This is a genomic window from Paraburkholderia mimosarum LMG 23256 = NBRC 106338 (assembly GCF_000739815.1).
GTDB classification, from domain to species: Bacteria; Pseudomonadota; Gammaproteobacteria; order Burkholderiales; family Burkholderiaceae; genus Paraburkholderia; species Paraburkholderia mimosarum.
Genome location: NZ_BBJJ01000082.1, coordinates 1 through 23,815 on the forward strand (window position 1 = coordinate 1; position 23,815 = coordinate 23,815).

General features: G+C 63.8%; 26 protein-coding genes. 6 read left to right on the top strand and 20 right to left on the bottom strand.

The features are described from left to right. Positions 1-325 (top strand): arginine deiminase family protein (locus BMI01S_RS31550; RefSeq protein ID WP_042291849.1); only part of this gene is annotated, 325 nt, incomplete at its 5' end. A gap of 1,205 nt (positions 326-1,530) precedes the next feature. Here BMI01S_RS31550 and BMI01S_RS31560 read toward each other — a convergent pair. The 5 genes from BMI01S_RS31560 to shiA all read right to left on the bottom strand — a co-directional run bounded on the left by BMI01S_RS31560 (position 1,531) and on the right by shiA (position 5,732). Continuing rightward, positions 1,531-1,818 (bottom strand): hypothetical protein, encoded by a 288-nt coding sequence (locus BMI01S_RS31560; RefSeq protein ID WP_028232335.1) that lies wholly within the window; start codon positions 1,816-1,818, stop codon positions 1,531-1,533. Further along, on the bottom strand, positions 1,799-2,317 hold the full coding sequence (locus tag BMI01S_RS39630) for a DUF2778 domain-containing protein (RefSeq protein ID WP_081723543.1): 519 nt from the start codon (positions 2,315-2,317) through the stop codon (positions 1,799-1,801). Before BMI01S_RS39630 ends, BMI01S_RS31560 begins: the two co-directional genes overlap by 20 nt. A 2-nt stretch (positions 2,318-2,319) precedes the next feature. Continuing rightward, positions 2,320-2,805: an Hcp family type VI secretion system effector gene (locus tag BMI01S_RS31565; protein ID WP_028232334.1), complete on the bottom strand. Its 486-nt coding sequence runs from the start codon at positions 2,803-2,805 to the stop codon at positions 2,320-2,322. Positions 2,806-3,544: 739 nt separating this feature from the next. Beyond that, on the bottom strand, positions 3,545-4,315 hold the full coding sequence (locus BMI01S_RS31570) for an IclR family transcriptional regulator domain-containing protein (protein ID WP_028214962.1): 771 nt from the start codon (positions 4,313-4,315) through the stop codon (positions 3,545-3,547). A gap of 103 nt (positions 4,316-4,418) precedes the next feature. Beyond that, positions 4,419-5,732, bottom strand: a complete 1,314-nt coding sequence (shiA, locus tag BMI01S_RS31575; RefSeq protein ID WP_028214963.1) for a shikimate transporter — start codon at positions 5,730-5,732, stop codon at positions 4,419-4,421. 306 nt (positions 5,733-6,038) lie between these two features. Here shiA and BMI01S_RS31580 point away from each other — a divergent pair, with 306 nt between their 5' ends. Beyond that, complete coding sequence (locus BMI01S_RS31580; RefSeq protein ID WP_028214964.1) at positions 6,039-7,154, top strand: 4-hydroxyphenylpyruvate dioxygenase family protein; 1,116 nt, start codon at positions 6,039-6,041, stop codon at positions 7,152-7,154. 52 nt (positions 7,155-7,206) lie between these two features. Here BMI01S_RS31580 and hutC read toward each other — a convergent pair whose 3' ends face one another. From hutC to BMI01S_RS31610, 6 genes are all read right to left on the bottom strand, one after another. Further along, positions 7,207-7,956 carry a histidine utilization repressor gene (hutC, locus tag BMI01S_RS31585; RefSeq protein WP_407669087.1) on the bottom strand — a complete coding sequence of 250 codons (750 nt, stop codon included), beginning with the start codon at positions 7,954-7,956 and terminating at the stop codon, positions 7,207-7,209. Between the two features lie 71 nt (positions 7,957-8,027). Beyond that, a complete protein-coding gene (locus BMI01S_RS31590; RefSeq protein ID WP_042291852.1) occupies positions 8,028-9,638 on the bottom strand; it encodes an HAL/PAL/TAL family ammonia-lyase in 1,611 nt (536 codons plus the stop codon). Positions 9,639-9,663: 25 nt separating this feature from the next. Continuing rightward, positions 9,664-10,455, bottom strand: a complete 792-nt coding sequence (locus BMI01S_RS31595; protein ID WP_028232333.1) for an ABC transporter ATP-binding protein — start codon at positions 10,453-10,455, stop codon at positions 9,664-9,666. 25 nt (positions 10,456-10,480) lie between these two features. Further along, entirely contained in the window at positions 10,481-11,227 is a 747-nt protein-coding gene (locus BMI01S_RS31600; protein WP_028232332.1) for an ABC transporter permease, read from the bottom strand. A gap of 16 nt (positions 11,228-11,243) precedes the next feature. Continuing rightward, on the bottom strand, positions 11,244-11,975 hold the full coding sequence (locus BMI01S_RS31605; protein ID WP_036046428.1) for an ABC transporter permease: 732 nt from the start codon (positions 11,973-11,975) through the stop codon (positions 11,244-11,246). A 73-nt stretch (positions 11,976-12,048) separates the two neighbouring features. After that, complete coding sequence (locus tag BMI01S_RS31610) at positions 12,049-12,900, bottom strand: transporter substrate-binding domain-containing protein (protein WP_028214969.1); 852 nt, start codon at positions 12,898-12,900, stop codon at positions 12,049-12,051. Between the two features lie 289 nt (positions 12,901-13,189). On the opposite strand from BMI01S_RS31610, the gene BMI01S_RS41280 reads away from it, so the two are divergent. Together BMI01S_RS41280 and BMI01S_RS31615 are read left to right on the top strand one after the other, a co-directional pair. Continuing rightward, positions 13,190-13,327 carry a hypothetical protein gene (locus BMI01S_RS41280; RefSeq protein WP_154671392.1) on the top strand — a complete coding sequence of 46 codons (138 nt, stop codon included), beginning with the start codon at positions 13,190-13,192 and terminating at the stop codon, positions 13,325-13,327. Between the two features lie 94 nt (positions 13,328-13,421). After that, the gene (locus tag BMI01S_RS31615; protein ID WP_028214970.1) at positions 13,422-13,826 is read left to right on the top strand and encodes a DUF302 domain-containing protein; all 405 of its coding nucleotides are present in this window, start codon (positions 13,422-13,424) and stop codon (positions 13,824-13,826) included. A 196-nt stretch (positions 13,827-14,022) separates the two neighbouring features. Here BMI01S_RS31615 and BMI01S_RS31620 read toward each other — a convergent pair whose 3' ends face one another. After that, positions 14,023-14,280 carry a hypothetical protein gene (locus BMI01S_RS31620; RefSeq protein WP_036021282.1) on the bottom strand — a complete coding sequence of 86 codons (258 nt, stop codon included), beginning with the start codon at positions 14,278-14,280 and terminating at the stop codon, positions 14,023-14,025. 592 nt (positions 14,281-14,872) lie between these two features. On the opposite strand from BMI01S_RS31620, the gene BMI01S_RS31625 reads away from it, so the two are divergent. Further along, positions 14,873-16,306 (top strand): cytochrome-c peroxidase, encoded by a 1,434-nt coding sequence (locus tag BMI01S_RS31625; RefSeq protein WP_028232330.1) that lies wholly within the window; start codon positions 14,873-14,875, stop codon positions 16,304-16,306. A 23-nt stretch (positions 16,307-16,329) separates the two neighbouring features. Here BMI01S_RS31625 and BMI01S_RS31630 read toward each other — a convergent pair whose 3' ends face one another. The 8 genes from BMI01S_RS31630 to BMI01S_RS31665 form a co-directional block, all read right to left on the bottom strand. Further along, a complete protein-coding gene (locus BMI01S_RS31630) occupies positions 16,330-16,668 on the bottom strand; it encodes a cupin domain-containing protein (RefSeq protein ID WP_028214972.1) in 339 nt (112 codons plus the stop codon). 9 nt (positions 16,669-16,677) lie between these two features. Continuing rightward, complete coding sequence (locus BMI01S_RS31635) at positions 16,678-17,106, bottom strand: OsmC family protein (RefSeq protein ID WP_028214973.1); 429 nt, start codon at positions 17,104-17,106, stop codon at positions 16,678-16,680. Between the two features lie 70 nt (positions 17,107-17,176). Next, on the bottom strand, positions 17,177-17,974 hold the full coding sequence (locus BMI01S_RS31640; RefSeq protein WP_028214974.1) for a c-type cytochrome: 798 nt from the start codon (positions 17,972-17,974) through the stop codon (positions 17,177-17,179). Next, positions 17,971-19,596: a cbb3-type cytochrome c oxidase subunit I gene (locus BMI01S_RS31645; protein ID WP_028232329.1), complete on the bottom strand. Its 1,626-nt coding sequence runs from the start codon at positions 19,594-19,596 to the stop codon at positions 17,971-17,973. Before BMI01S_RS31645 ends, BMI01S_RS31640 begins: the two co-directional genes overlap by 4 nt. Continuing rightward, positions 19,586-20,161, bottom strand: coding sequence for a cupredoxin domain-containing protein (locus BMI01S_RS31650; RefSeq protein ID WP_028214976.1), 576 nt, complete (start codon positions 20,159-20,161; stop codon positions 19,586-19,588). The genes BMI01S_RS31645 and BMI01S_RS31650 overlap by 11 nt, the downstream gene beginning before the upstream one ends. Positions 20,162-20,189: 28 nt before the next feature. Then, positions 20,190-20,372 carry a hypothetical protein gene (locus BMI01S_RS31655; RefSeq protein ID WP_028214977.1) on the bottom strand — a complete coding sequence of 61 codons (183 nt, stop codon included), beginning with the start codon at positions 20,370-20,372 and terminating at the stop codon, positions 20,190-20,192. A 7-nt stretch (positions 20,373-20,379) separates the two neighbouring features. Next, positions 20,380-21,663 (bottom strand): c-type cytochrome, encoded by a 1,284-nt coding sequence (locus BMI01S_RS31660; RefSeq protein ID WP_042291858.1) that lies wholly within the window; start codon positions 21,661-21,663, stop codon positions 20,380-20,382. 118 nt (positions 21,664-21,781) lie between these two features. Beyond that, positions 21,782-22,387: a c-type cytochrome gene (locus tag BMI01S_RS31665; protein ID WP_036046433.1), complete on the bottom strand. Its 606-nt coding sequence runs from the start codon at positions 22,385-22,387 to the stop codon at positions 21,782-21,784. 547 nt (positions 22,388-22,934) lie between these two features. Here BMI01S_RS31665 and BMI01S_RS31670 point away from each other — a divergent pair. Beyond that, entirely contained in the window at positions 22,935-23,672 is a 738-nt protein-coding gene (locus BMI01S_RS31670) for a FadR/GntR family transcriptional regulator (protein WP_028232327.1), read from the top strand. Positions 23,673-23,815 lie beyond the last annotated feature (143 nt).

Consider the following 23,815-nt stretch of genomic DNA (forward strand, 5'->3'; position numbering starts at 1 on the left):
CCATCCGGCGGGCGTGGAACTGCATCAGGAGAAAAAGTCCTTCGTCGAAGTGGTGAGCGCTGCGCTCGGCATCAAGAAGATGCGCGTGGTGGAAGCGGGCGGCAACGATTACCAGCGCGAGCGCACGCAGTGGGACAGCGGCGCGAATCTGGTTTGCACGTCGCCGGGCGTTGTGTTCGCCTACGATCGGAACACGTACACGAACACGCTGCTGCGCAAGGCCGGAATCGAGGTGGTGACGATCGTGGGCGCGGAGCTGGGGCGCGGACGCGGCGGCGGGCATTGCATGACGTGTCCGATCATTCGTGATGCGGTGGATTTCTAGATGTAGGGACTTCCACTTGAAACTGGCTCTGCTTGCAATCGACGGCACTTCGTATCATTAACAACTGACCGAGGCTGCCTGCCCGGATCATCTGCACCTGACGAGACTCGGCTTGGCAGCCCGGTGGCCGTTGTCGCACCGGTGATTTTCGACTTGACCACATGGGCGTCTTCTGGCGCTGGCGTATTGCATGCCAAGTGAAGGCTGGTACTTCGCGCGCAATGGAGTAGAGGTCACGGCCTCCAAAAAATCGGGAAGAAATACGCGCCGCTAACGTCACGCACTCCGAAACGCCTAAGTGACGGCATGGATCTCGCAGGATGAAAATATTCCGTCACGACAATCACCCTCGAAAGCCTATGATCTTGCATGAAGAGGTTTGCGTTGTGTGCGGTAGCCCACTTGTCGATTCCCGTACTATCGACCACGATTTCGTCCGCCGAAATCCCCGGCGTATCCGGTAGGCACGCATTGCTACGTCTTCGTCCATACCAGACGCGCGAGCACCCATAGACAGGCAATGATCTTCTGGAAATGGTTCAAATGAGAATCCTCGCTGGCATTTGCTCCGTCAGCGTTCTTGCGTGGCTTATCACTACCACGAGCGTGTCGCGTGCTCCTGTTGTCGAACCGTGCACACAGGAATGGTTCCGGTACCTGGATAGTCAATACTTCGATATTTCGGATGGAGACGGGCACGGGCCAGACTCGGGTAGCAGAGAATGGTTCAATGCCTTTGAGGAAAAGGCCGGGCTACAGGTGACAAGCCAACTTCCAGTGCGGCAACGCTGCCAGGTAATTCAAGGTCAGCTCGAGCATCGCACCTACATCATTAACCGGCAGCTTGGTTGGGCACTCTCACTTTGACGCGGCGCGGGGCAAGCCCCGGTCTTCAGGCTAGGGAAGGATAGCGCGGGCGTCGCAGGCGTCCTTTGCGGCGGTTAATGTGGCGTCTGCTGCTGCTCGATGTACTGGGGATGATCTAAATGAGCGCACCGCGGCAGCTTCAGGCAAAGTTGAACGGCGACTAGAATGCACCGCCAATGCTCGCAACTTAATGAGGAACGCTACAGAGCAGACTTGGCGGAGAAAGCCTTGCGGCTTGGGTTGCGGGGCTCGATGGCGTGTTCGACCGGACACGAACTGGATGACGTTTTCAGCGATTCGATCCAGCGCGGTGCGCGACACCGCGTTTTACGCCGGCATCAATCGGACCCTGCTTCATGAGTGCTCCTATGCCGTGCCCTGCAGATCCCCCAAAGTTTCATCATCAACAGGTATTCAAGTGCGGCCAGCAGTAAATTGATCACGGCAACAACAGCAAGATAAAACGTCTCAGAATCGCTCACTCCGAATCTGGAAGACAGTTCTAACAGGCGTTGCTGCTGGTCTGTTGTCATCGGTAAAGGGTAGGTGTGGACAAACCGCATCGACACCACAAACAGACTGGCAAAGAGCAGTACCTTGAATATTCTACGGGCAAGTGTTGCCATTCGCGACTACCTCAATCCAGCCATAAGCTTGCAGTCCTGAATTGCGCGCGGGAATGGTGTTCGCACTGAGCAACGCGCGCCGGAGTCCTTGAAAATCCGCGTAGCTCATAAGCGTAATGCACCCGTACGAATGACCACCACCGCCAATAGGGTGCAATCTGAAGTTACCCCGTTTGACACCATTTACCCATGTCCAATCGTCAATTTGGCTATGATCCCGATACAAGGCAAACCATTCTGTGTGGTGAGTCGGCTTGCCCAATAATGTGTTGCCTACATCCTTGCCCCACGCTTCCATCTGAGAGCGCAAACCGCCCGCAGGGCGATCAACGATCCAGTATTTTCCGGCGGGCAGCGGGCCGTTGTTTGGCACGCCAGTGCAACCACCTCGATTTCGGTAAATGCCCTCTCCAGAGAAAGCCATGAACGTACCCACGCCGAACATGTAAAGCGGTGCGAGCGATCGGCTATTGACCAGAAATTTTCCCTGCAGTGCCATGGTCAGGTCCGCTCGTTCCAGGCGTCGGTGAATTTGATATTACCGTCCAGGTAATGCCATGTGATGCGCTCGTACATCAGCGAAACGGATTCAAGATGGTTGATTTGCGACATGCTATCGAGTTTCATGTTGGGCATGCCGGGCTTGATTCCTGTGACCTTCACGCCTTCGAGCAGCATGATGAAGTACGGCTTTTCTTGACCGGCATCATTAATCCTGTACCACTTCAACTCCGCCGACTTCAGTGTCTGTCCTTTCGCGACTGCCTTGTAGAGGTAGGGACTCGTTGCATCGAATTCTTTCTCAATGCACATCGCTGAATGCGTGCGGGTACCGGTGATTTTTCCTGCGCTGCCGTCCACGGGCAGATTCAACCCGTGACTGAATCCAATCACTTCAATGCTTCCCTCACGTCCCTGAACCGTGACAGAGCCTCTGATATCAGAGCCGCCATCGTCTTTGAGCCACATGTAAGCCGGGATAGGCATTCTCTTGATCCTTGGTCAGCGAAGGTGCGGCGATAGCCCGAAGCAGTCGATTGCCAGCTCACGCATAGATCGCACCAGTTGGGAGACGAGCGGCAAGGGTATCGCGCGTTCGGAGTTGGACGGGTTGATGCACCTCAAGGCGAGCGTACTTCGCTAATCGCTATGAGCGACACAGGCGAATTTCCTGATTAAGCTCGGTTTTTGCGAGACGCATGGCACCTTTTCGGCACACTCTTCAGGCGTCCAACGTATTAAGCCAGGAATGCAGACTATTGCCATGCATTTACCTTTTTCCGAGAGCAGAAAATTTTTGTCGCCATTGCTGCGTCGCCAGGAGCAGGAGCCGTGCGACGGCGTTGTAGCGCTCCGTGCCGCCGTTGTCCGGTGTAGATCGCGGTCGTGTCGAGCGACTCGAGCTGCTCCTCGGTGATTGTCAGGGAAGGAACTCTACGAGCAAGGCGAAAAGAAGCTCGGCTACGCCGGGTTGTGCAAACTTCATACTGAAGCGACTCATCCCGTTTCGCACGCATTCCTCAACAACTTGCATGCCGTACTCTCCGGGACACGCCCATCCCCCCGTTGCCGGGCGCGAGAATCTGATATTCGCAATGCCCACCCACGTTCGCGTGATGTTGAAGAACTCGCGACCGTCTGCCGCACACCGTTATCCAGGGCCAGTTACGAATGTGAATAAACCTCGCGCCACGCGTCGATCCGTGGGCCGCGCACGCGTAGCGCGCTACAGCACATTAAGCATCGCAAGCGCGCTTTCCTGCAAATGCGGCAGCACGCGCCTGAGCGCCGCCTCGGGACTTTCTTCGCCGATCAGCATGTTGGTGCTGAGCGCGGCGACCACTTCGCCATTGCGGTTCCTGAGCGGCACGGCAATGCCGCGCACGCCCACCTGCAATTGCTGCTCGATGAGCGCGTAGCCATCCACGCGCGCCCGCGCGATCTTCTCGCGCAGGCGCGCGGCGCTCGTGATGGTATGGGGCGTGAAGGGCAAAAGCTCGACCGTATCGAGCCATGCCGAAACCGCTGCCTGGTCTGCCTCGTGCGCGAGCAGCACCACGCCGGGCGAAATGAGCGGTGCGGGCACGCGAGCGCCGAGCACGAAACCCGTGGTCATCACGCGCGACACGCCGTTGCGCGCGATCACGACGAGCTCCCAGCCATCGAGCACGCTCACATAGGCCGATTCATTGAGCGTCGCGCTCAGCTGCTGCAAATAGGGCTGCACGGTACGCGGCAGGCGCGCCGAATCGAAATAGGACCACCCCACGCGCAGCACGCGCGGCGTGAGGCCATAGAGACGGCCATCGGTGTAGACGTAGCCCAGCGATTCGAGCGTGAGCAGATAGCGGCGCGCGGCCGTGCGCGAGAGGCCCGTGCGCTCCGCAGCCTGGGTGGGGGTCATGCGCGCGTGCTCGCTGTCGAAGGCTTCGAGAATCGCGAGGCCCTTTTCGAGCCCGGCGATCCAGTCGCGTCGGTCCAGTGGCGGGTTCTTCATCGGCATGGGGGAACGGGCGCGAGGCAAATGGAAAAGCAATGGAAAAAGCCGCAGGCAAATACCTGCGGCTTGCGAGCGAATGACAGGCGCTCGCGCATGGGCATCACGCCGGCTTCATGCGCGCGGCCACGATCAGCGAAATCAGGCAGCCAATCGCCAGATACCCGGCGACGAGGTGCCACGAGCCTCCGGCGAAGCCCACCAGCGCCACGGCGATGAACGGCGTGAAGCCGCCGCCCACCACGCTCGCGAACTGATAGCCGACGCCCGCGCCGCTGTAGCGGTACTCCGCGCCGAACAGCTCGGTGAAAAGCGGCTGCTGCACGCTTACGACCATGTCGTGTGCGATGTTCGCGAGCATCACCGAAAAGATCACGATCCAGACCGTGGCGCGCGCTTCGAGTGCGAGGAAAAACGGTACGGCGCTCACGAGGCCGATGAACGCGCCCACCAGATAGATGCGGCGCAGTCCGAGGCGGTCGGCGAGCCACGCGAAGCAGGGGATCGTCACGCAGCTGAGCGCGCCCACGAAGAGGCCGATGCCGAGAAAGAGATCGCGCGACATGCCGAGATTGCTGGTCGAATAGCTGAGCGCGAAGGCTGTCACGATGTACATCGTGAAGAGTTCGGCAAGGCGCAGCGCGACGATGTAGAGGAAGGCCTTGGGATGGCGCGTGAGCGCCTCCAGCACCGGCATCTTGAGCTTGCGATGACCGTGCTCGACCTTCTCGACGAACTCGCGCGATTCGTCCATGCTCGAGCGCACCCAGAGGCCCACCAGCACGAGCACCACACTGAACAGGAACGGCAGGCGCCAGCCCCATGCGCGGAACGCCGTGTCGCCGAGCAGGTGGCTCAGGAGCGCGACGCTACCGGTGGCGAGCACGAGCCCCACGCCGTATCCCACCTGCACACCGCTGCTATAGAACGCCTTCTTGCCGCGCGGCGCGCTTTCCACGGCCATGAGGGCCGCGCCGCCCCATTCGCCGCCCACGGCGAAGCCTTGCAGCGCGCGCAATATGACGAGCAGCACGGGCGCCCACCAGCCGATGGTCGCGAACGTGGGCAAAAGACCGATCGCCACTGTGGAGACGCCCATCATCATGACGGTGAGCACGAGCATGCGCTTGCGGCCGAGCCGGTCGCCGAAGTGGCCGAACACGATGCCGCCCAGCGGGCGGAACAGGAAGCCCACGCCGAAGGTCGCGAAAGCGGCGAGCGTGCCCATGCTCCGGCTGACCTGCGGGAAGAACGCCACGTTGAACACCAGCGCCGCGACGATGCCGTAGAGCAGGAAGTCGTACCAGTCGACGACTGCGCCGACGAAACTGCCGAGCGCCGCCTTGCGGGCCTGACTGCGCGACGGAGCGAGGGGGGCGGCTTCGGGGGAGCCGGTGGTGTCGAGGCTTGGGGTCATGAGATGTCTCCATTCTTCTGCGCGTATGCCATGCTGCGGTATGCAGGACGTGCGGCAAACGTGAAGCGCAGCATAGGGCGGGGCGAGCCGCCCGGCAATGCGTGGGTGCGCGATTTTGCGCGATTATCGCCCAAATGCGTGCGATTATCGGACGATTTGCGGGTTTGCACCGAGGGGGCGCGAGAAAGGCCCGATCACGTCCGCCTTCGTCAAAAGTGAACGAACTGGTTAAAATCGGCCTGCTTCGCGCATCCCGGCAAGGATTGCGAAGTCACCGTTTCAGCGCTTGCGTCAGGAGCCCATTGCATGTCCAGCCCCTCCCAACTGCCGCCGCAGGCGGACAATCCACTCGGCATGGCCGGCCTCGAGTTCGTCGAGTTCGCCGCGCCCACGCCCGCCGACCTCGGCCGCCGCTTCGAGCAGTTCGGCTTCAAGCCGATCGCGCGCCACGTGAGCAAGGCGGTCACGCTCTATCGCCAGGGCGAGATGAATTTCCTCCTCAACGCCGAACCCGATTCGTTCGCCGCCCGCTACGCGCAGGAGTACGGCATGGGCGTGTGTGCGATCGGCGTGCGGGTCGACAACGCGCAGCGCGCGTTCGAGCACGCCATTTCGCTCGGCGCGTGGGCGTTCGAAGGCGAGCGCGTGGGTCCTGCGGAGCTGAACATTCCTGCCATCCAGGGCATCGGCGATTCGCATCTGTACTTTGTCGACCGCTGGCGCGGCCGCGGCGGCCAGCGCGGCGGCGTAGGCGACATTTCGATTTTCGACATCGACTTCCGGCCGATCGACGTCGCCACGGCGCATACCGATCTCGAGCACGGCGGCACCGGCCTCACGCGTGTGGATCACCTCACGCAAACCGTGGGCGCCGGGCGCATTGCCGAATGGCTCGACTTCTACCGCGACCTGCTGCATTTCCGCGAGATTCACGAGATCAACGCGAACTGGCACGTGTCCGAGGAATCGCGCGTGATGGTGTCGCCCGATGGCGAACTGCGCATTCCCGTGTACGAAGAGGGCACGCGGCGCACGCAGCTATTGCATGACTACCTGCCCGAGCATCCCGGCGAAGGCGTGCAGCACATCGCGCTCGCCACCGACGACATCCTCGCGAGCGTCGATGCGCTCAAGGCCAATGGCGTCGAGTTCGTCGAGCCGCCGCCTGCCTACTACGATACCGTCGACGCGCGCCTGCCCGGCCACGGCGTGGACCTCGACGCATTGCGCAGGCGTCATGTGCTGATCGATGGCGAGATCAGCCAGGACGGTGTGCCACGCCTCTTTTTCCAGACCTTTGTGAAGCGCCATCCCGGCGAGATTTTTTTCGAAGTCGTGCAGCGAAGCGGTCACCACGGCTTTGGCGAGGGCAACCTCGACGTGCTCGCGCGGGCGCGCGAGGCCGGCGCAAAACAGCGCTAAGGCGCCCGAAAACGCGCAACGAGGCGGGGGCCGGGCCGTGGCACACCCGGCGTCAGCCCGAGACCTTGCCGGCCAGATGAAAGCGCGAGGCCGGATGCCAAAGCTTGACTGCGGTGGCAACTTCGCTGCCGACCCATGTGCGCCGCCACATCAGCAGACACGGTTCGCCGATATTCATCGACAGATGGCGCCGTATATCCGCGTCAGGCTTTTGCGCATAGATGCGGAACTCCGCCCGCTGAACAGGCGCGAGCCTCATCATGTAGTGATTCGGCGTCTCCAGCGTGAAATCCTGCTCGATATACCGCGGAAACACGTGCGGGTTCACGTAGCGATCCTCGTACTGGATCGCTTCGTTGTCCTCGTAATGCACGATGCGCGAATGGAACGCGCAGCCGTCGCAGAGATTGAGCGCCGCCATCGCCTGCTCGTTCGAGGCAACTTCCAGCGCCAGCACCCGCGCGCTGTGGCGATGCCCGCGTGACGCGATTTCGTCGGCGATGTTGCGGACCTCCAGGACGGTCGATTCGACATCGCGAGAGGCGACGAAGGTTCCGGCGCCCTGGACGCGCCTGAGCACGTGCTCGGCCGACAGTTCTCGCAGTGCGCGCGACACCGTCATGCGCGCCACGCCGAATTCCTTCACGAGCTCCGTTTCCGATGGAATGGCCTCGCCGGGCTTCCAGGTCCCGTCTGCGATGCGGTCCACCACGTAGCGCTTGATCTGCTCATACGCAGGGGTGACCTTGCGAGCGGTTGCGCAGCGCATTGGGTTGTCGGTGAGCGAAGTTGGCACGTTCATGCTTGTTTTCATTTGCCAGGATCAGGATGAAAACAGGCTGGCGGGCAGATGCCAGCCAGCCAGGTTTCCAGTCAGACGCCGATCACGCCGGGATACGTGTTGACCGCCACGCCAGTTGCACCCTGCGCAGGTGCGATGTCGACGTTCGCCTCGCGCGTGCCGGCCGTGGAGTCGCCGCGCGCCGGGCCGGAAAGCGGCGGGGGGGCACCATTGGCGACGAGGCGAAATGCGAACGTCATGTCCTCCGAGAGCGGGCGGTCGTCGCGATAGGTCGGCACGCTGGCGCGCACGCTCGCGTAAAGCGCGTCCGTGTAGGGCGCACGCGCCGCGCCGAGCGGCTGGAGATCATACGCCTGCGCCGCAGCGAGCAGTTCGATGCCGAGGATCCGGTTGCTGTTCTCGATGATCGCGAGCGCCTTCAGCGCTGCCGGCGTGGCGTGACACAGATGGTCTTCCTGGAGCCCGGAGGTCACGCCGCCGTCGAGGCTCGCTGGAGCCGCTTCGCGGCGGTTCTGCGCAACCAGCGACGCGGCCGTGTACTGAGCGATCATGAAGCCCGAGCGTGTGCCGCCGGTGTGCGCGAGGAAGGCGGGCAAGCCGCTCACGAGCGGGTTCACGAGGCGGTCGAGACGGCGCTCGGCCATCGCCGCGACTTGCGCGATCGCGGTCGCGAGGCTGTCCATGGCGAGCGCGATCGAGGCTCCTACAGCATGCGCCTGCGAGTAGACCTGCGGTGACTCCGGCGTGCCCGCAACGATCGGATTGTCGGTCACGGAGGCAAGCTCGCGGTTCACGACTTCGATCGTCGCAGCGAGCGTGTCGCGCGCGGCGCCGTGCACGTGCGGGATCGTGCGCACGCTGAGCGGGTCTTGCGTGCGCCGGCCGAGCGATATTTCCAGCAGCGAGCTGCCAGCAAGGGCGGCGCGCAGCCGCTCGCCTACGCAGGCGAGACCAGGCGACACGCGAAACGCGAGCGAACGGGTGTCGAACGCCGCGATCTGCCCGCCAAGATTCTCGAAACTCATCGCGGCAACGACATCCGCCCAGTCGAGCAAGCGCTCGGCGCGCTCGAGCGCGAGCGCCGCAAGCCCGGTCACGCACGGCGTGCCGTTCACGAGGCTCAGCCCTTCCTTTGCTTCGAGCGACAGGGGCTGCAGGCCGAGCCGGTGCAGGGCCTGCGCACCGCTGAGACGCTCGCCGTTCCAGCGCACATGACCCGCACCCACGCACACGAGGGCAATGTGCGCCATGTGGCTCAGATAGCCGACGGAACCGAACGCCGGCACTTCGGGCAGGCAATTCGCATCGAGCAGCGCGGCCAGGCGCTCGACCACATCTAGCCGCACACCCGAATGCCCATGCGCGAAGTTGTTGATGGCGGCTGCCATGATCGCGCGCGTTTCTTCTGCGCCTAGCGATTCCCCCACGCCCACTGCGTGGCTCATCAGGATGTTGTGCGACAGGTCATGCTGTTCGTCTTGCGAGACGACGACGTCGCACAACGCGCCGACGCCCGTGTTCACGCCATACGCGCGTATGCTGCGCGCGACGATCTGTTCGACGAGGGCACGGGCGCTACGAATCTTCGCTTGCGCATCCGCGCTGAGTATCAGCGTCTCGCCCGCGGCGACGGCGGCGATCGCGCGCCAGTCGAGCGGTTTGTGGGTACGTACGATTGCCATGTGAGAGCGTGTGGGTTGCGCGGATTCAGTGAGCGTTGCGGTCCTGGTGGCTCGACACGAACTGGCGAAAGCGCTCCGACTTCAGTTCGCCGAATACCTCGCCGGGCGTGCCGTCCGAATCGACCTGGCCCTGGTGCAGGAACATCACGCGATTCGAAACGTGGCGCGCGAAGCCCATCTCGTGCGTGACGACGAGCATCGTACGGCCTTCGTCGGCGAGCGTGCGCATCACGCGCAGGACTTCGCCGACCAGCTCGGGGTCGAGCGCCGAGGTCGGCTCGTCAAACAGCATCACCTTGGGATGCATGGCGAGCGCGCGTGCAATCGCCACGCGCTGCTGCTGGCCGCCTGACAGATGCGCTGGATAGTGGCCGCGCTTGTCCGCGAGACCGACCTTCGCGAGCAGCGCTTCGGCCTCTTCGACCGATTCGGCGCGGCTGCGTTTGAGCACGCGCATGGGCCCTTCGATCAGGTTCTCGATCACGGTCATGTGCGACCACAAGTTGAAGTTCTGAAAAACCATGCCGAGCTGCGAGCGGACGCGGTCCACCTGGCGGCGGTCGCCCGGTTGCAGCTTGCCGTCGCTGCGGCGCTTCATGCTGAGTTCCTCGCCCGCGAGCACGACCGAACCATCGTCCGGCGTCTCGAGCAGGTTCAGGCAGCGCAGGAACGTGCTCTTGCCCGAGCCGCTCGCGCCGAGAATCGAAATGACGTCGCCCTGGTAAGCGTCGAGCGAAATGCCCTTCAGAACGTGATGGTCGCCGAACGATTTGTGGATGTTGCGCACCGAGAGCGCGATGGGTGCAGTTGAATTCATCAATCTCTCCAGTTGGGGCGGCAGGTCACGAGGCGGCCCGAGGGGTTTCGAGCGGCGCGGCGGGCTTTTGCACGGCGTGAGGCGCAGCACGCAGGTGGCGCGACAGCCGGTGCTCGACGAAGCCGATGACGCGCACGACGACGAAGTTCAGGAACAGGTAGATCAGTGCGGCGCACGTGAACACCTCGGTCGTGCGATAGGTCTGCTGAATGATTTGCTGCGCCACGCCCGTTACTTCCCAAACGGTGACGAGGCTCGCGAGCGCCGTCGACTTGACGAGCAGCACAGCTTCTGTCGAATACGCGGGCAGGCACTGACGCAGTGTGATCGGCCCGATCACGCGGCGCAGCAGGGCGAAACCCGAAAGACCGATCGAGTAGCCTGCCTCGATCTGCCCGACGGGCACCGCCATGAGGCCGCCGCGGATGATCTCGGCCGTATAGCCAGCGGTGCACAGCGCGAGCGACAGGACCGCACAGACATAGGGTTCGCGTAGCACCGGCCACAAAAAACTTTCGCGAATCACGCCGAACTGCCCGAGGCCGTAATAGACGAGGAACATCTGGATGAGCAGGGGCGATCCGCGAAATACCAGGATGTATGCGCGCGCGAAACGGTTCGGCAGCCAGTGCGGCGAAACGCGCATCGTGACGATCACGAGCGAGAGCAGACCGCCCAGCACGAGTGATGCGAAGAAAAGACCGAGCGTGACAGGCACGGCGCCGATGAGCTGGCGCAACGTGTCGAGCAGGAACGCGAAATCGATGTTCATGATTGAGCGCTCCCGTTCAGTTGCGCGCGAAGTTGCGCTTGAATGAGCGGCCGACGATCGCCTCGGCACGGCCGAAGACGCGGTTCGACACGCCCGTCATTGCGAGATACAGCACACCGCCAGCGACGAAGAACAGGAAGTACTGATGCGTCGAGCCCGCGGCGATCTGGCTCGCGCGCAGCAGTTCGGCGAGACCCGTGACCGAGATCAGCGCGGAATCCTTGAGGCTCAGCTGCCAGACGTTGCCGATGCCGGGCAGCGCGTAGCGCAGCACTTGCGGAATCAGGATGCGGCGGAACATGGTGAGCGTCGGCATGCCGATCGCGCGAGCGGCTTCGAGTTCGCCGCGTGCAACGGCGAGCACGGCTGCGCGATACACCTCGGCCTGATAGGCGCCCGAAATCATGCCAACCGCAAAGGCGCCGACGGCGAAGGGCGGCACACCGACGAAACCTTCCGCGCCGAACCACTGGCCCACGGTCGTAACCAGCGAGGAGCCGCCGAAATAGAACAGATAGATGACTAGCAGTTCGGGCACGCCGCGAAAGACGGTCGTGTAGAAGTCACCGGTGATACGCAGCACGCGCAGGCGCGAGAGTTTCGCGGCGGCGATGAGCGCACCGAACACCGCGCCGATCGCCAGTGCAGCGAGGGTCAGGACGACGGTCATCAACGCGCCCAAGAGCAGCACGCTCCCCCAGCCGTCCGGCCCGAGGCCGAGTGTGTTGAAAAGCGATAACAAAGACATGGCAGGGATCCATGCGGATGGGGAGGCGAAGGCGCGCGCCGCTTGCGGCGCGCGGCGAACGGGTAAGCGACGCTTACGGAGTCACGTCGGTCTTGAACCACTTGAGGGCGAGCTTTTTCACCGTGCCGTCGGCAAGCGCCGCCGTAATCGCGGTGTCGAATTTCGCCTTCAGATCGGCGTCCTGTTTGCGGAACGCGAGGCCTTCGCCGGGTCCCCAGATCGGACCCGAGATCATCGTGCCGGCGATCACGACGGGCGACTTGTCGGTGTTCGCAGTGTAGTAGGTCACGTCGTCGAACGTTGCGTCGATGCGGCCGTTTGTCAGGTCGAGATCGCGCTCGGGCGCGGTCTTGTACACCCGGACCGACGCGACGTCCTTGAAGTTGGCGTTGATGAAACCTGTATAGACGGTGCCGGACTGGATGCCGATCGTCTTGCCCTTCAGCGCCTTGCGCATCGATTCGATCGCGGGCGCGTTGCTGCGCGAGTCGGCGTCGAGCTTGAGCGGCGGCGTGTTCGCGCCGCCCTTCGGCAGGATCTTCGTATCGGCGACGGCGAACGTCGCCGGCGTCGCCGCATAGGGCTTCGAGAACGCGATGATCTTCTCGCGATCGGGCGTGATCGAAATCGCATCCATCAGGACATCGAACTTACCGGCCTGCAGGCCGGGGATCATGCCGTCCCAGTCCTGGGTAACGAGCTTGCACTGAAGTTGTGCGCGCGCGCACAGGTTTTCCACGAGTTCGGGCTCGAAGCCGCCGAGCTTGCCGCCGGGCAGTGTCAGGTTCCAGGGGGCATAGCTGCCGTCGAGCGCGATCGTCACGCTCTTCCATTCCTTCGCGCCGGCACTGCCGCCGCCAAGTAGTGTGATGCCGAGTGCCGCGCCAATCATTGCTTTCGCGAGACGGGTGTACTTCGCCTGCATGCCCATACTCCTTTGTCAGTAGTTACCGGGGACCGGTGGATACGTTCTTGCGTTCGTGTGACTTGCATAGACAAGAATGAAGAGAAAAGAATTTGAGCGCAAGACAATTTCAGAAATACGGTGTCATGGAAAACCCTGTAAATGGGCTATGGGAGCGGCCAGAGCGATGAATCAACACGCTATTTGCCGGGCGTGGCGTGTTCGGATCGGGCGCGCTCGAACTCGGGGTGGCGTTGTCTAGTCATGTAAATGAAGAAATGCACCAAGGATTCCACGGCGCGGCGAGACGGTGTATCCAGGTGGCTACCGTCCCGATCGCCGCCGCATTCTCGATGGGCGCGGCCTGGGCGTGGTGGCGCGCCTGCGCATGGGCACCGACGTGCCACGTGCGGCCCGGAAGACGGGCACGCCGAAGTCGCGCGCCTGATTCCCGGCCATACTCGCGCCGCGCATCCAGGATACAGTGCCGGTGCATGCATCGCGCGTCTTGGGCGGGACGCGCGCCATAGGAGGAGTTCGACATGGCCGAATACGGGCAACATCCCTCGTCCGTGCTGGCGCTCAAAAGCGCACACGACTTCGACACGACGATCGCACGACTGAAGGCCGCGCTCGCAAAGGCGGGCGCGCGGATCTTCGCCGATGTCGACCAGCGCGAGGAGGCCGAGACGGCCGGGCTCAGCCTGCGCCGCACGCGCTTCATTCTGTTCGGCAGTCCGAAGGCGGGCACGCCCGTCATGGCGGCCAATCCGCATGCGGCGGTCGAACTGCCGCTGGGCATGGTGATCTGGGAAGACAACGAGGGGCACACGCGGCTCGACTATCGCGACGTTTCGCAGACGCTCGGTCCGCTCTATGGTATCGATGCCGAGGTGCTCGCGCCGCTGCAGCGCGTGGTGGGGCTGCTGCAAGCCGCCGTGCAATAAGCGGCAAGCGAGCCTCGCTAGACGACCGCACCAGGACCGCAACACGACCGTACCAAGGCCGCAAAGCGCCGGAAGAGCCACCGGCCCAATACCGCGCGCAGGCACAGCAAAACCACGGCGGCGGATCTACGCGCCGCCTTCGTTCATCGGCTCCTGTCACCGGCCGCGGTTCAGCAACGCACTCAACGTCCGAAGCTCATTGCCCGAAAAATATGTCGCATTCGGGGCGCGGCCAGCAAACCTTGCCCGTGCGATGGCCCGAGGCGCCGCGCGTGTCCGGCGTGCCGCCGTACGACATGTCGGTGCTGGCCTGGGCCGAGGCATCGGCGTCGCTGGTCATCTTCTGATGCGCGCGGTCCTGGGAGACGGGGTCGTCCGTTGCGCGCGCCGTGCCGGGCGCGACGGCGGCTATCGCCGCCACGCATGTGGCGATCAACGCCAGGCGGAGTGTCATATCAACCTCCTTTCTCGAGTTCGTGAGTGCACCCTTCGGAGCCAATTGCGCGATGCCAGAACGCTAATGGCCAGGGAAGGTGCGCGCGAGCGGGCGGGAACGGCCCCGTTCGCACACTTGTCTGGAAAGTCGGGATGCCTGCGCGCAGCGCACGGCTGCCGAACGTGTTAGCTCACTGCTCAAGTAGGAAGCGCGCCCACGCATTCGGGGGCGGCACAGCCCGGCGCGACGCAAGTAGAAGGGGCGAGCGGGCGCGCAGAGAACATCCGTGCTGTGCTTTCTGTTATAGCTCGCGCCACACGGAGTGCAATCCGGTGAACTACGCGTGACCGGTCGAACGGGGTCAAACCGCGCGCAACAGCCCCAAATTGCGCGCGATCCTTTCATTCTGAAATGAATCGAAAGTGATTGGAAATTAAAAGGTCGCTGCGTAGTCATCGTGAAATGGTGTAATGCGACTCGCTCCGCTATTTCATGTCCGGTGGTGCGGGCAACGTGCTGTGTCAGTTCGATCGCATCGGGGCACGCGCTCGGGCACCGCGGCGTAAGGCTTTCCCTTCTTCTCGAACTATCCAAAAAGAAAGATCGCACCATGTCCGAGCTTTCCTCTTCGCCCGCCCCGTCTTCTTTGCGACCGCGCAACGCTTCTAGCCCCAGGCGGCGCGTCCTGCGCGCGGTGGCCGCCGCGATCGCGCTCGGCGCACTGGCTTTTTGCGCCTATGCCGTGGCGTTTCCCGCGAACGTGCCGGATGCCGTCGGCGAGGTCGTCGAGAACCTGACCGGCGCCAATCCTCATCCCGTGGTGCTCCAGCGCCCGCCTGTCGCGCCGCTTTCGGCGATGGCGCAGCTCGGCAAACAGCTCTTTTTCGATCCGGCGCTCTCGGGCTCCGGTCGCGAGGCGTGTGCTTCTTGCCACAGCCCGGACCATGCATACGGTCCACCCAACAGCCAGGACGTGCAGATCGGCGGCCTCGCGATGAACCAGCAGGGTTACCGGCCGCCGCCTTCGCTCATGTACCTCTACCGGCAGCCGAACTTCAGCATCGGCCCCGACCAGGGCGAAAGCGACGATGCGCCGACCGCCGCGCAGCAGGCCACCGCGGCAGCCGGCGTCGTGAAGTCGCAGAAGATCGCGGGCGGCGCCTCGACGTCGGTGGAGATGGTGCCGCAGGGCGGGCTCTTCTGGGATGGACGCGCCGACACGCTGCAACAGCAGGCCTACGGTCCGCTGCTCAATCCGGTGGAGATGGCGAACACGAGCATCGAACAGGTGGCGGCGAAGCTCGAAAAGGCGCCCTATGCGAAGCACTTCCGCGAACTGTTCGGAGACCGAATCTTTGCGGACCCGAAGATGACGGTGGCGGAGGCGATGTTCGCGATCTCGCGCTACCAGGTGGAAGACCCCTCGTTCCATCCGTATAACAGCAAGTACGACCGTTGGCTGGAAGGCCACGCGCGCCTCACGCAAGCCGAAATGCGCGGCCTGCGCCTCTTCAACGACCCCAGCAAGGCGAACTGCGCGGGCTGCCATCTCTCGAAGCCCGGCAAGGACGGCTTGCCGCCCATGTTCACGGACTACCAGTACGAGGCGCTGGGCGTGCCGCGCAACCGCAAGCTCGCGCAGAACAAGGATCCGCGCTTCTTCGATCTGGGCGTGTGCGGCCCGTTCCGCGAGGACTTCAAGGACCAGACGCAGTACTGCGGCATGTTCCTCACGCCTACACTGCGCAATTCGGCCACGCGCACGGTGTTTTTCCACAACGGCATCTACCACGCGCTCGACGATGTCATGGCGTTCTACAACGACCGCAACACGGACCCGGGCAAGTTCTATCCGCGCGGCCCCGGCGGCAGGATCGACAAGTACGACGACATCCCGGCGCAGTACCGGAAAAACGTGGACGTGGCCGATGCGCCGTTCGACCGCAAGTTCGGCGACAAGCCGGCGATGACACAGCACGACATCCAGGACATCATCGCGTTCCTGAAGACGCTCAACGACGATCCGCTGCCGTCGAAGCAGTGAGCGGGGCGGAGCAGCCTACGCTGTCACTTCTCACCGTGGGCGAGATGAATCGTGACGATCACGGAAGCATCGTCGAGCGCTTCCAGCGCGTGCGTCACGCCGCCGCCGAGCAGCAGCATGTCGCCCGCGTTCATCGTGCGCGAATCGCCCTCGACGAAAAAGCGGATCACGCCTTCCACGCACTGCACCGTGATCTCGCCCGGCACGCTGTGCTCGGGCAGGCGCTTGCCTGCCGGCAGCACGATCCGCATGACTTCCAGTTGCTGCGCGCGGATCAGCGTGGTCGACTTCACGTTCCTGAGCGCGCCGCCTAGCGGGCGCACGTCGAAGACTTCACCCGGCGCCGCGTGGGGGATGGCCATGACCGTCTCTCAAACCAGCTTCGCGTTGAGCGTGATCTTCGCATTGTTGGCGAACAGCTTCGATACCGGGCAGTTCTCCTTGGCGCCCTTCGAAAGCTCATCGAACTTCGCCTGGTCGATGCCGGGAATCTTCGCCGTCATGTCCAGCTGGCAACTCGTAATGGCGAAGCCTTCGCCCACCTTGTCGAGCGTGACGGTCGATTTCGTCTCGATGCTCTCTGCCGTGAATCCCGCCTGGGTCAGAAAGAGCGAGAACGCCATCGTGAAGCAGCCCGCGTGCGCCGCGCCGATCAGCTCCTCGGGGTTGGTGCCGGGGCCACCCTCGAAGCGCGAGGCAAAGCCGTAGGGCGCGTCGCGCAGGACGCCGGTTTGCGTCGAGATCGTGCCCTGCCCATCCTTGATGCCGCCGTGCCACTGTGCCGATGCCGTCTTTTGCATGATGTCTCTCCACGAGATTGACTGGGGTGCGTGCGCGGCGCGCAAACGGCGTGCCCCGCGCAATACGGGTTCAGGGTTGCTGCGCCGGAGTCTGGCCCGCGTACCACGCGGCGGCGGCGTCGATATCCTCGGGCGTCATGTTGCGCGCGATGTTGCGCATCTGCTCGGAAATGTCGTTGTGGCGCGTGCCGTTCGCGAACGCGAGCAACTGCGCCTTCGTGTACGCGGCCGGCAGGCCGTCCAGCCATGGGCTGCCGATCTTGGTATCCACGCCGCCATGGCAGGACGCGCACGCCGGAATATTGCGCAGCGGCGCACCGTGCGCCACGATGTCGGGCGCGCCGCCATGCAGGTGCGCGATCGGCTGGAGCGACGCATAGTAGGCCGCGAGGTCGCGCATGTCCTCGTCGGACAGATCGCGCGCCATGGGCGACATCACCGCGTTCGTGCGCGCGCCGGTCTGGAAGTCATGCAATTCCTTGAAGATCACGATGGCGAACTGGCCCGCGAGATTCGGGGAATTGGCCATGCTGATGCCGCGCGGGCCGTGGCACATCGTGCAGCGCAAGGCGAGCGTCGCGCCGCGTCCGATCGAGAGGCTGGTCGCGCCGTCGAGCATGTGCGGCGTGAGTTCGACCGTGCTGGTCTTGTAGGTGGGCGCGACGGCCGACTCCACCGGGTGCCATTGGCGCGGCACGCCGGCCGCGCTGCAGATCGCATTCCAGACGCCCTGGAAATATGGATCGCTCTTGGCGGAAGGCAGCCAGACGAAGCCGATGAGCACGGAAACGACGAACACGACGATCGTCGCGCCGACACCGATGCGTAACCATCGATTGCGAAACGAGAAGAGGCTTTCGTCACTCATCGCTGCGCTCCAATCGGGATCGCGGGCACCGCCGATTCGGGTGTCGCGAGCAGTTGCGCAATCGGGTAGCCGTAGTTCGTGACCGTGAGGGCGATCATCAGCACGACCCACAGCGCGAAGCTGTTGAGCGCCACGGGCAGCGTCGCCGATTCGTGCACGGGCTTGCTGAAGCGATATTCCTCCGGCGTGACTTCCGCACCGCGATGGCCTTGCATCAGCACGAGGAAGAACAATATCGCCGAGATCAAGAGGATCACCGCGCCGATGACCGATAGCACCACGAGCGCGCCCTGGCCCGCCAGTGCCGGATCGGTGTAGTCGTAGTACGCCATGCGTCGCGGCATGCCCATCAGGCCGACCAGATGCCACGGAAACGTCGTGACGATCATGCCGATGAACCACAGCCACAACTGCCAGCGCATGAGGCGCCAGTTGGTGAGCGCGCGGCCCGTGATCTGCGGCCAGAGATCGTAGGCGATGGCGAAGTACATGATGACGATGGCGCCGCCAAAGATCAGGTGGAAGTGGCCCGTGATCCACTGCGTGTTATGGACCGGCTGGTCGAGCTGGTAGCTCATGTTGATGAGGCCGCCCGCGCCGCCGAAGCCGAGCATGACGAACGAGAACGCCACGGCCAGCATTTGCGGATTGTCCCACGGCAGCTTCGCGATCCAGCCGAACGCGCCCTTGCCGCCGCGCAGCCGCCCGGCGATTTCCACGGAGGCGCAGATCGTGAATACGGTGAGGAGCGTCGGCACCGAGACGAGCGCCGTGAACACCGATTGCACGAACTTGAAGCCCGAGCCCACCTGCGGGTCGGTGAAGAGGTGGTGTATGCCGATCGGCATGGACACCACGAGGAACAGGATGAACGAGATGCGCGCCATCACGTCGCTGTAGAGCCGGCCGCCGATCGCACGCGGAATGATCGTGTAGTAGGCGACATAGGCGGGTATCAGCCAGAAGTAGACGATGGCGTGCAGCGTCCAGGAGAAGAACACGCGCGCGAGGCCCGCGTCGATCACATTGCGCCAGCCGAAGGCGACGGGCAGGATCTGGAACAGCACTTCGATGGCCGCGCCCACCGCGGTCCATCCCCACAGATACGCGCCCGCCGTGGTGGCGAACATGGCGAGCGGCACGGGCTTGCCGCGATTCTCGCGCTTCCAGATGGCGCAGTTCACACCCATGAGCGCGACCCACACCCACGAGCCCACCACCACGAGCACGACGCCGAGGTAATAGAACACGTTGCCGATCATCGGCGGGTAGAACGTGTAGAGCACCGAGGCGAGACCGAGCGCGACGGGCACCGAGGCCGTGACCGCGCCAAGTGCGAGCAGGATGAAGCCGAGCCAGGCCCAGCGCGCGCCCACGAGCGGGCGCTTCAACGCGAGTTCCGTGACCGCGTAGCCGAATCCCATGGCAATGAGCGTGGGAAAGGCATAGCCCATCACGGTGCCGTGCTCCGTGACCGAGCGGTAGTAGAGCTCGGGGTCCTTGAGCCAGGGGTGCAGCGGGCTGCGCACGAGCATCTGCCACGCGCCGAGCAGCAGCGCCACACCGAACAGGATGAACGCGAGCCAGAAGTGGGCGAGTACGAGTCGCTTGTTATTTAACACAGCTGAGTCTCCGGGCTGAGTTGCCTGGCTGATTCGCCATCTGCATGAAGGTGTCCTTGTCGACGACCTTCACGTGCGCCCACATGCCCTGGTGGCCCGTGCCGCAGTATTCGTGGCAGGGCATGGTGTGGTCGGCGGGCTTGTCGAAGGTCGTGCGGAACGTCGAGACGTAGCCGGGCTCGACCATCGAGTTCAGGTTGGTGCCGGTGACGAGAAAACCGTGGATGACATCGGCGCTCGTGGCGCGGAACGTAATGGGCGTATTCGCCGGCACGACGATGCATTGCGGCGTGAACGAGTATTGCTGCGCGAGGATGCGCACCGTCACGGAGCCGTCGGTCTCGACGGCGCTGCCGAGGTTCGTTTCGACGAATTCGCCGGACAGGTGCAGCGTCCCCGGATTGACGAGCTCGACGCGCGAGGGCGGCATCATGGCCCAGTGCAGGCCGGTGAAGACCACCATCGCCACGAACACGGCGACGAGCGCCACCATGAGCGTCGCCCAGCGGCGCTCGATGCGCGCGGCGACTTCGGCACTGGCGTGGTTATCGAGAGGGTTCGACATGAGGCCGGCCTTTACTTGTCTGTCTGATCTATTGGATGACGCCGCGCGGCAGGAACACGATGAAGTAGAACGCGAACCAGATCGCCGTCACGATCGCGGTGGCGATGCCCGCGAGCGCGAGCGCGCCGCCCGGGCCGTTGCGCACGATCTCGTCGACCTGTTCGTCTTGCGGGCGCTCGCCCGGTTGTTGGGGTACGGGTGTCTCGATCATCGCAGCCTCAGAAGAGCGGCGCGGAACGCAGCGCGTTCACTTCGTGTTCGGAAACCGGCGTGCCATGGTTGCCCCACGCCGTGCGGATATACGTGACGACGGCCGCCACCTCTTCATCCGAGAGCGACTGCGCGAAGGGCGGCATGCCGTACGGCATGGGGTTCTTCCTCGTGCCTGGCGCGTAGCCGCCGTTGAGCACCATGCGGATGGGATTCACGGCCGAGTTCATCTGGATCGACTGGTTGTTGGCGAGCGGCGGGAAGTGCGGCAGCTTGCCCTGGCCTTCGGCCGCGTGACAGGTCGCGCATTGCGCCTCGTAGATCTTCCTGCCGAGCGGCACGAGGCGGGCGGCTTCCTCCGTCACGAAGCTGCTCTTCGGCGACGTGTCGACCTCGGTGTTGTGACCGGGCAGCGACTTCAGGTAGACGGCCACGGCACGCACGTCGTCTTCCGTGAGGTACTGGAAGCTGTCGTAGACGACTTCGGCCATCGGCCCGTACACGGCGCCGCGTTTGGACACGCCCGCGTGCAGCAGATCGACGATGTCCTCGATGCTCCAGTCGCCGAGTCCTGCTTCCCTGTTCGAGGTGAGCGAGGGCGCATACCAGTTCTGCACGGGAATCAGACCGCCCTGAAATTCCTTCGAAGCCGTGTTGCCGCCCAGTGCGTTGATGGCCGTGTGACACATCGTGCAGTGGCCGAGACCTTGCACGAGATACGCGCCGCGATTCCACTCGGCGGATTGAGTGGGGTCGGGCTTGAACTCGCCCTGGCGGAAGAACAGCGTGCGCCAGCCGAGCAGCAGCGCGCGCTTGTTGTACGGGAAGCGCAGGTCGTGCGGCCGGTTCGGCTGATGCACGGCGGGCGTGGAGAGCAGGTAGGCGAAGATCGCGTCCGAATCCGCGCGCGTGACCTTGGTGTAAGAGGCGAACGGCATGGCCGGGTAGAGCAGCGTGCCGTCGCGCGATTTGCCTTCGTGCAGCATGCGGTAGAACTCATCGGCCGTCCATGAGCCGATGCCATAGGTCTTGTCCGACGAGATGTTCGGCGTGTAGAGCGTGCCGAACGGTGTCTCCATCGGGCGGCCGCCGCCGAACATCTGCTGGGAAGGCACCGTGTGGCAAGCAATGCAGTCACCCGCGCGTGCGAGGTATTCGCCTTTCGCAATCTGTTCCGCGTTGCTGGCCACCGGCTTTGCATTGGCCGTGGCCGCTGCGGCGGCAGCTCGCGCGGCCTCGGCCGAGTTGGCGCTGGGCGCGCCCGTTTGCGCGAGCGCTGCGACTGCGCTCATCAACAGGATGGAGGCAGCGAGCGAGAAGCGCGTGGCCAGTGCCGCACCGGTCGGCCTGGGGAGCGGCTTGCGCGATGAGGGGAGAAGGGTTCGAAGTCTGCGCACGTCGAGGCCCCGGCTAGTTATGGACGCTGCCGCACGCGATCGGCAGCGACGAGGGCGCCGCTGGCGTCGTATCGGCAGGCGCGGGTTGCGACGAGAGCCAGGCCGCGATCGCGGTGATATCGCGGTCGGCGAGACGGTTGGCGATGTCGTGCATGCAGTCTGGAGCGGCGGCGCGGCGCGTGCCGTAGCGGAAGGCGCCGAGCTGTGCGCTGATGTAGTTCGGATGCAGGCCCACGAGACCGGGAATGGCCGGCTGCATGCCCGTGAGCGACGCCCCATGGCAGCTCGCGCACGCGGGCAGCTTGCGTTTGGTGTCGCCGTTGAGGACAAGCGTCTTGCCGAGTGCGAGCGTGGCGGCGTCGACGGTGGGTTTGGCCGGCGGCGGATAGGCCGGATGCTGGTGCGCGAAGAACTCCGCGATCTGCTTGAGGTAGGCGTCGGGCAGATACGCCAGCAGATAGTTCATGGGCGGATAGCTGCGGCCGCCGTCGCGAAAGGCGATGAGCTGGTTGAACAGATAGCCGGCCGGCTTGCCCGCGAGACGCGGGAAGTAGTCGTTGTCGGTGCCCTCGCCGTGCGCGCCGTGGCAGGCCGCGCAACCCATCACGCGGGCCTGCATCGTGTCAGGCGCCGGCTCGGCGGCCGGTGCCGCGAGCAGCGGGGCCCAGGGCAGCGCGAGCGCAAGGATGAGCAGAACGATGCGGTTTCTCAATGATTCCCTCGTTGCGGATTGTGGCGACACAAACGCGTTGCGATTCGATATCAGTTGAGGCGTCGTCCGTGGGGATTCTCATTGTCAATAACGGCCGGGCGCGCACCCTCTGGATCACATTATCGGAGAAAAAAGAAAATTAGCGCCATGAAGATGTGCAAAAAAATTCGAGTCGCACCGTCGCGGGGCATGGATGTTTGCTAACACAACGAAAAGTGATTTCGCCTATCGTTTGCATTCAATCGGAGTGCGAACCAAGAGCCGGTGCTGGCCGTGTCGACCCCTCACGTTCGGCTCAAAGGACGGAGGGACTGCGAGGCGCAGTCATCCGATGTCGTCGGTCCCTCTGGGATGGACGCTGCGGCCTGCAAGTGACGCTTGAGGTCGCCCATCTTGTGGTTGTCCGACAACGTATAATGGAGCGACAAATGCCTACTGAGCCAAGGAGAAATACATGGCGGAGTCGCTTGCCACGCCTTTCGGTGCGCGTAGCCGCAATCTCGCCGAGCAGGTCGTCAATTTCATCAGCGAGCAGATCGCCTCGCGCTCGCTCAAGCCCGGCGACAAGCTGCCCACCGAAAGCAAGCTCATGGCGCAACTGGGCGTGAGCCGCACGGTGGTGCGCGAGGCCATCTCGCGGCTTCAGGCCATGTCGGTCATCGAGACGCGTCATGGCATCGGCAGCTTCGTGCTTGAGCCGCACCGCGAGCCGCTCGACCTCGCGGTCGAGCCGGCGAGCACGCTCAACGATGTGCTTTCGGTGCTGGAACTGCGCATCAGCCTCGAGACGGAGTCTGCGGGACTCGCCGCCCAGCGCGCGAGCGAGCGCGACCTGGCAGGCATGCGCGCCGCGCTCGATGCGCTCGACGTTGTCATCCGCGCGGGCGGCGACAGCTCGGGCGCCGACCTCGAATTTCACATTTCGGTGGCGCGCGCCACGGGCAACCGCTACTTCGTCGATATCCTCACGCAGATGGGTGCGGCATTGATTCCGCGGCGCCGCGTCGATTCGGCGAGCATTGCGCACCGCGATCCTCAGGCTTACGCCGAGCTGGTGAACCGCGAGCACGAGAGCATCTTCGACGCCATCGCCCGCCACGATCCCGAAGGCGCGCGCGCGGCCATGCGCATGCATCTTTCTAGTAGTCGGGAGCGGCTGCGCCGGGCGGCGGTGGAGTCGGGGCGGGGGTAGGTTTGGCTCTTGTTTTGGCCTTATGTTTTCGCGTCGGTTTGCTAGCGTTCCCCCTGCGCGGGGCAGCAGCTGCTTTGCTTTGCACAGCGGCCAAGAACGCGGCGCGTGCTTGAACCTTGTTTTCGCGCCGGTCTGTTAGCGTT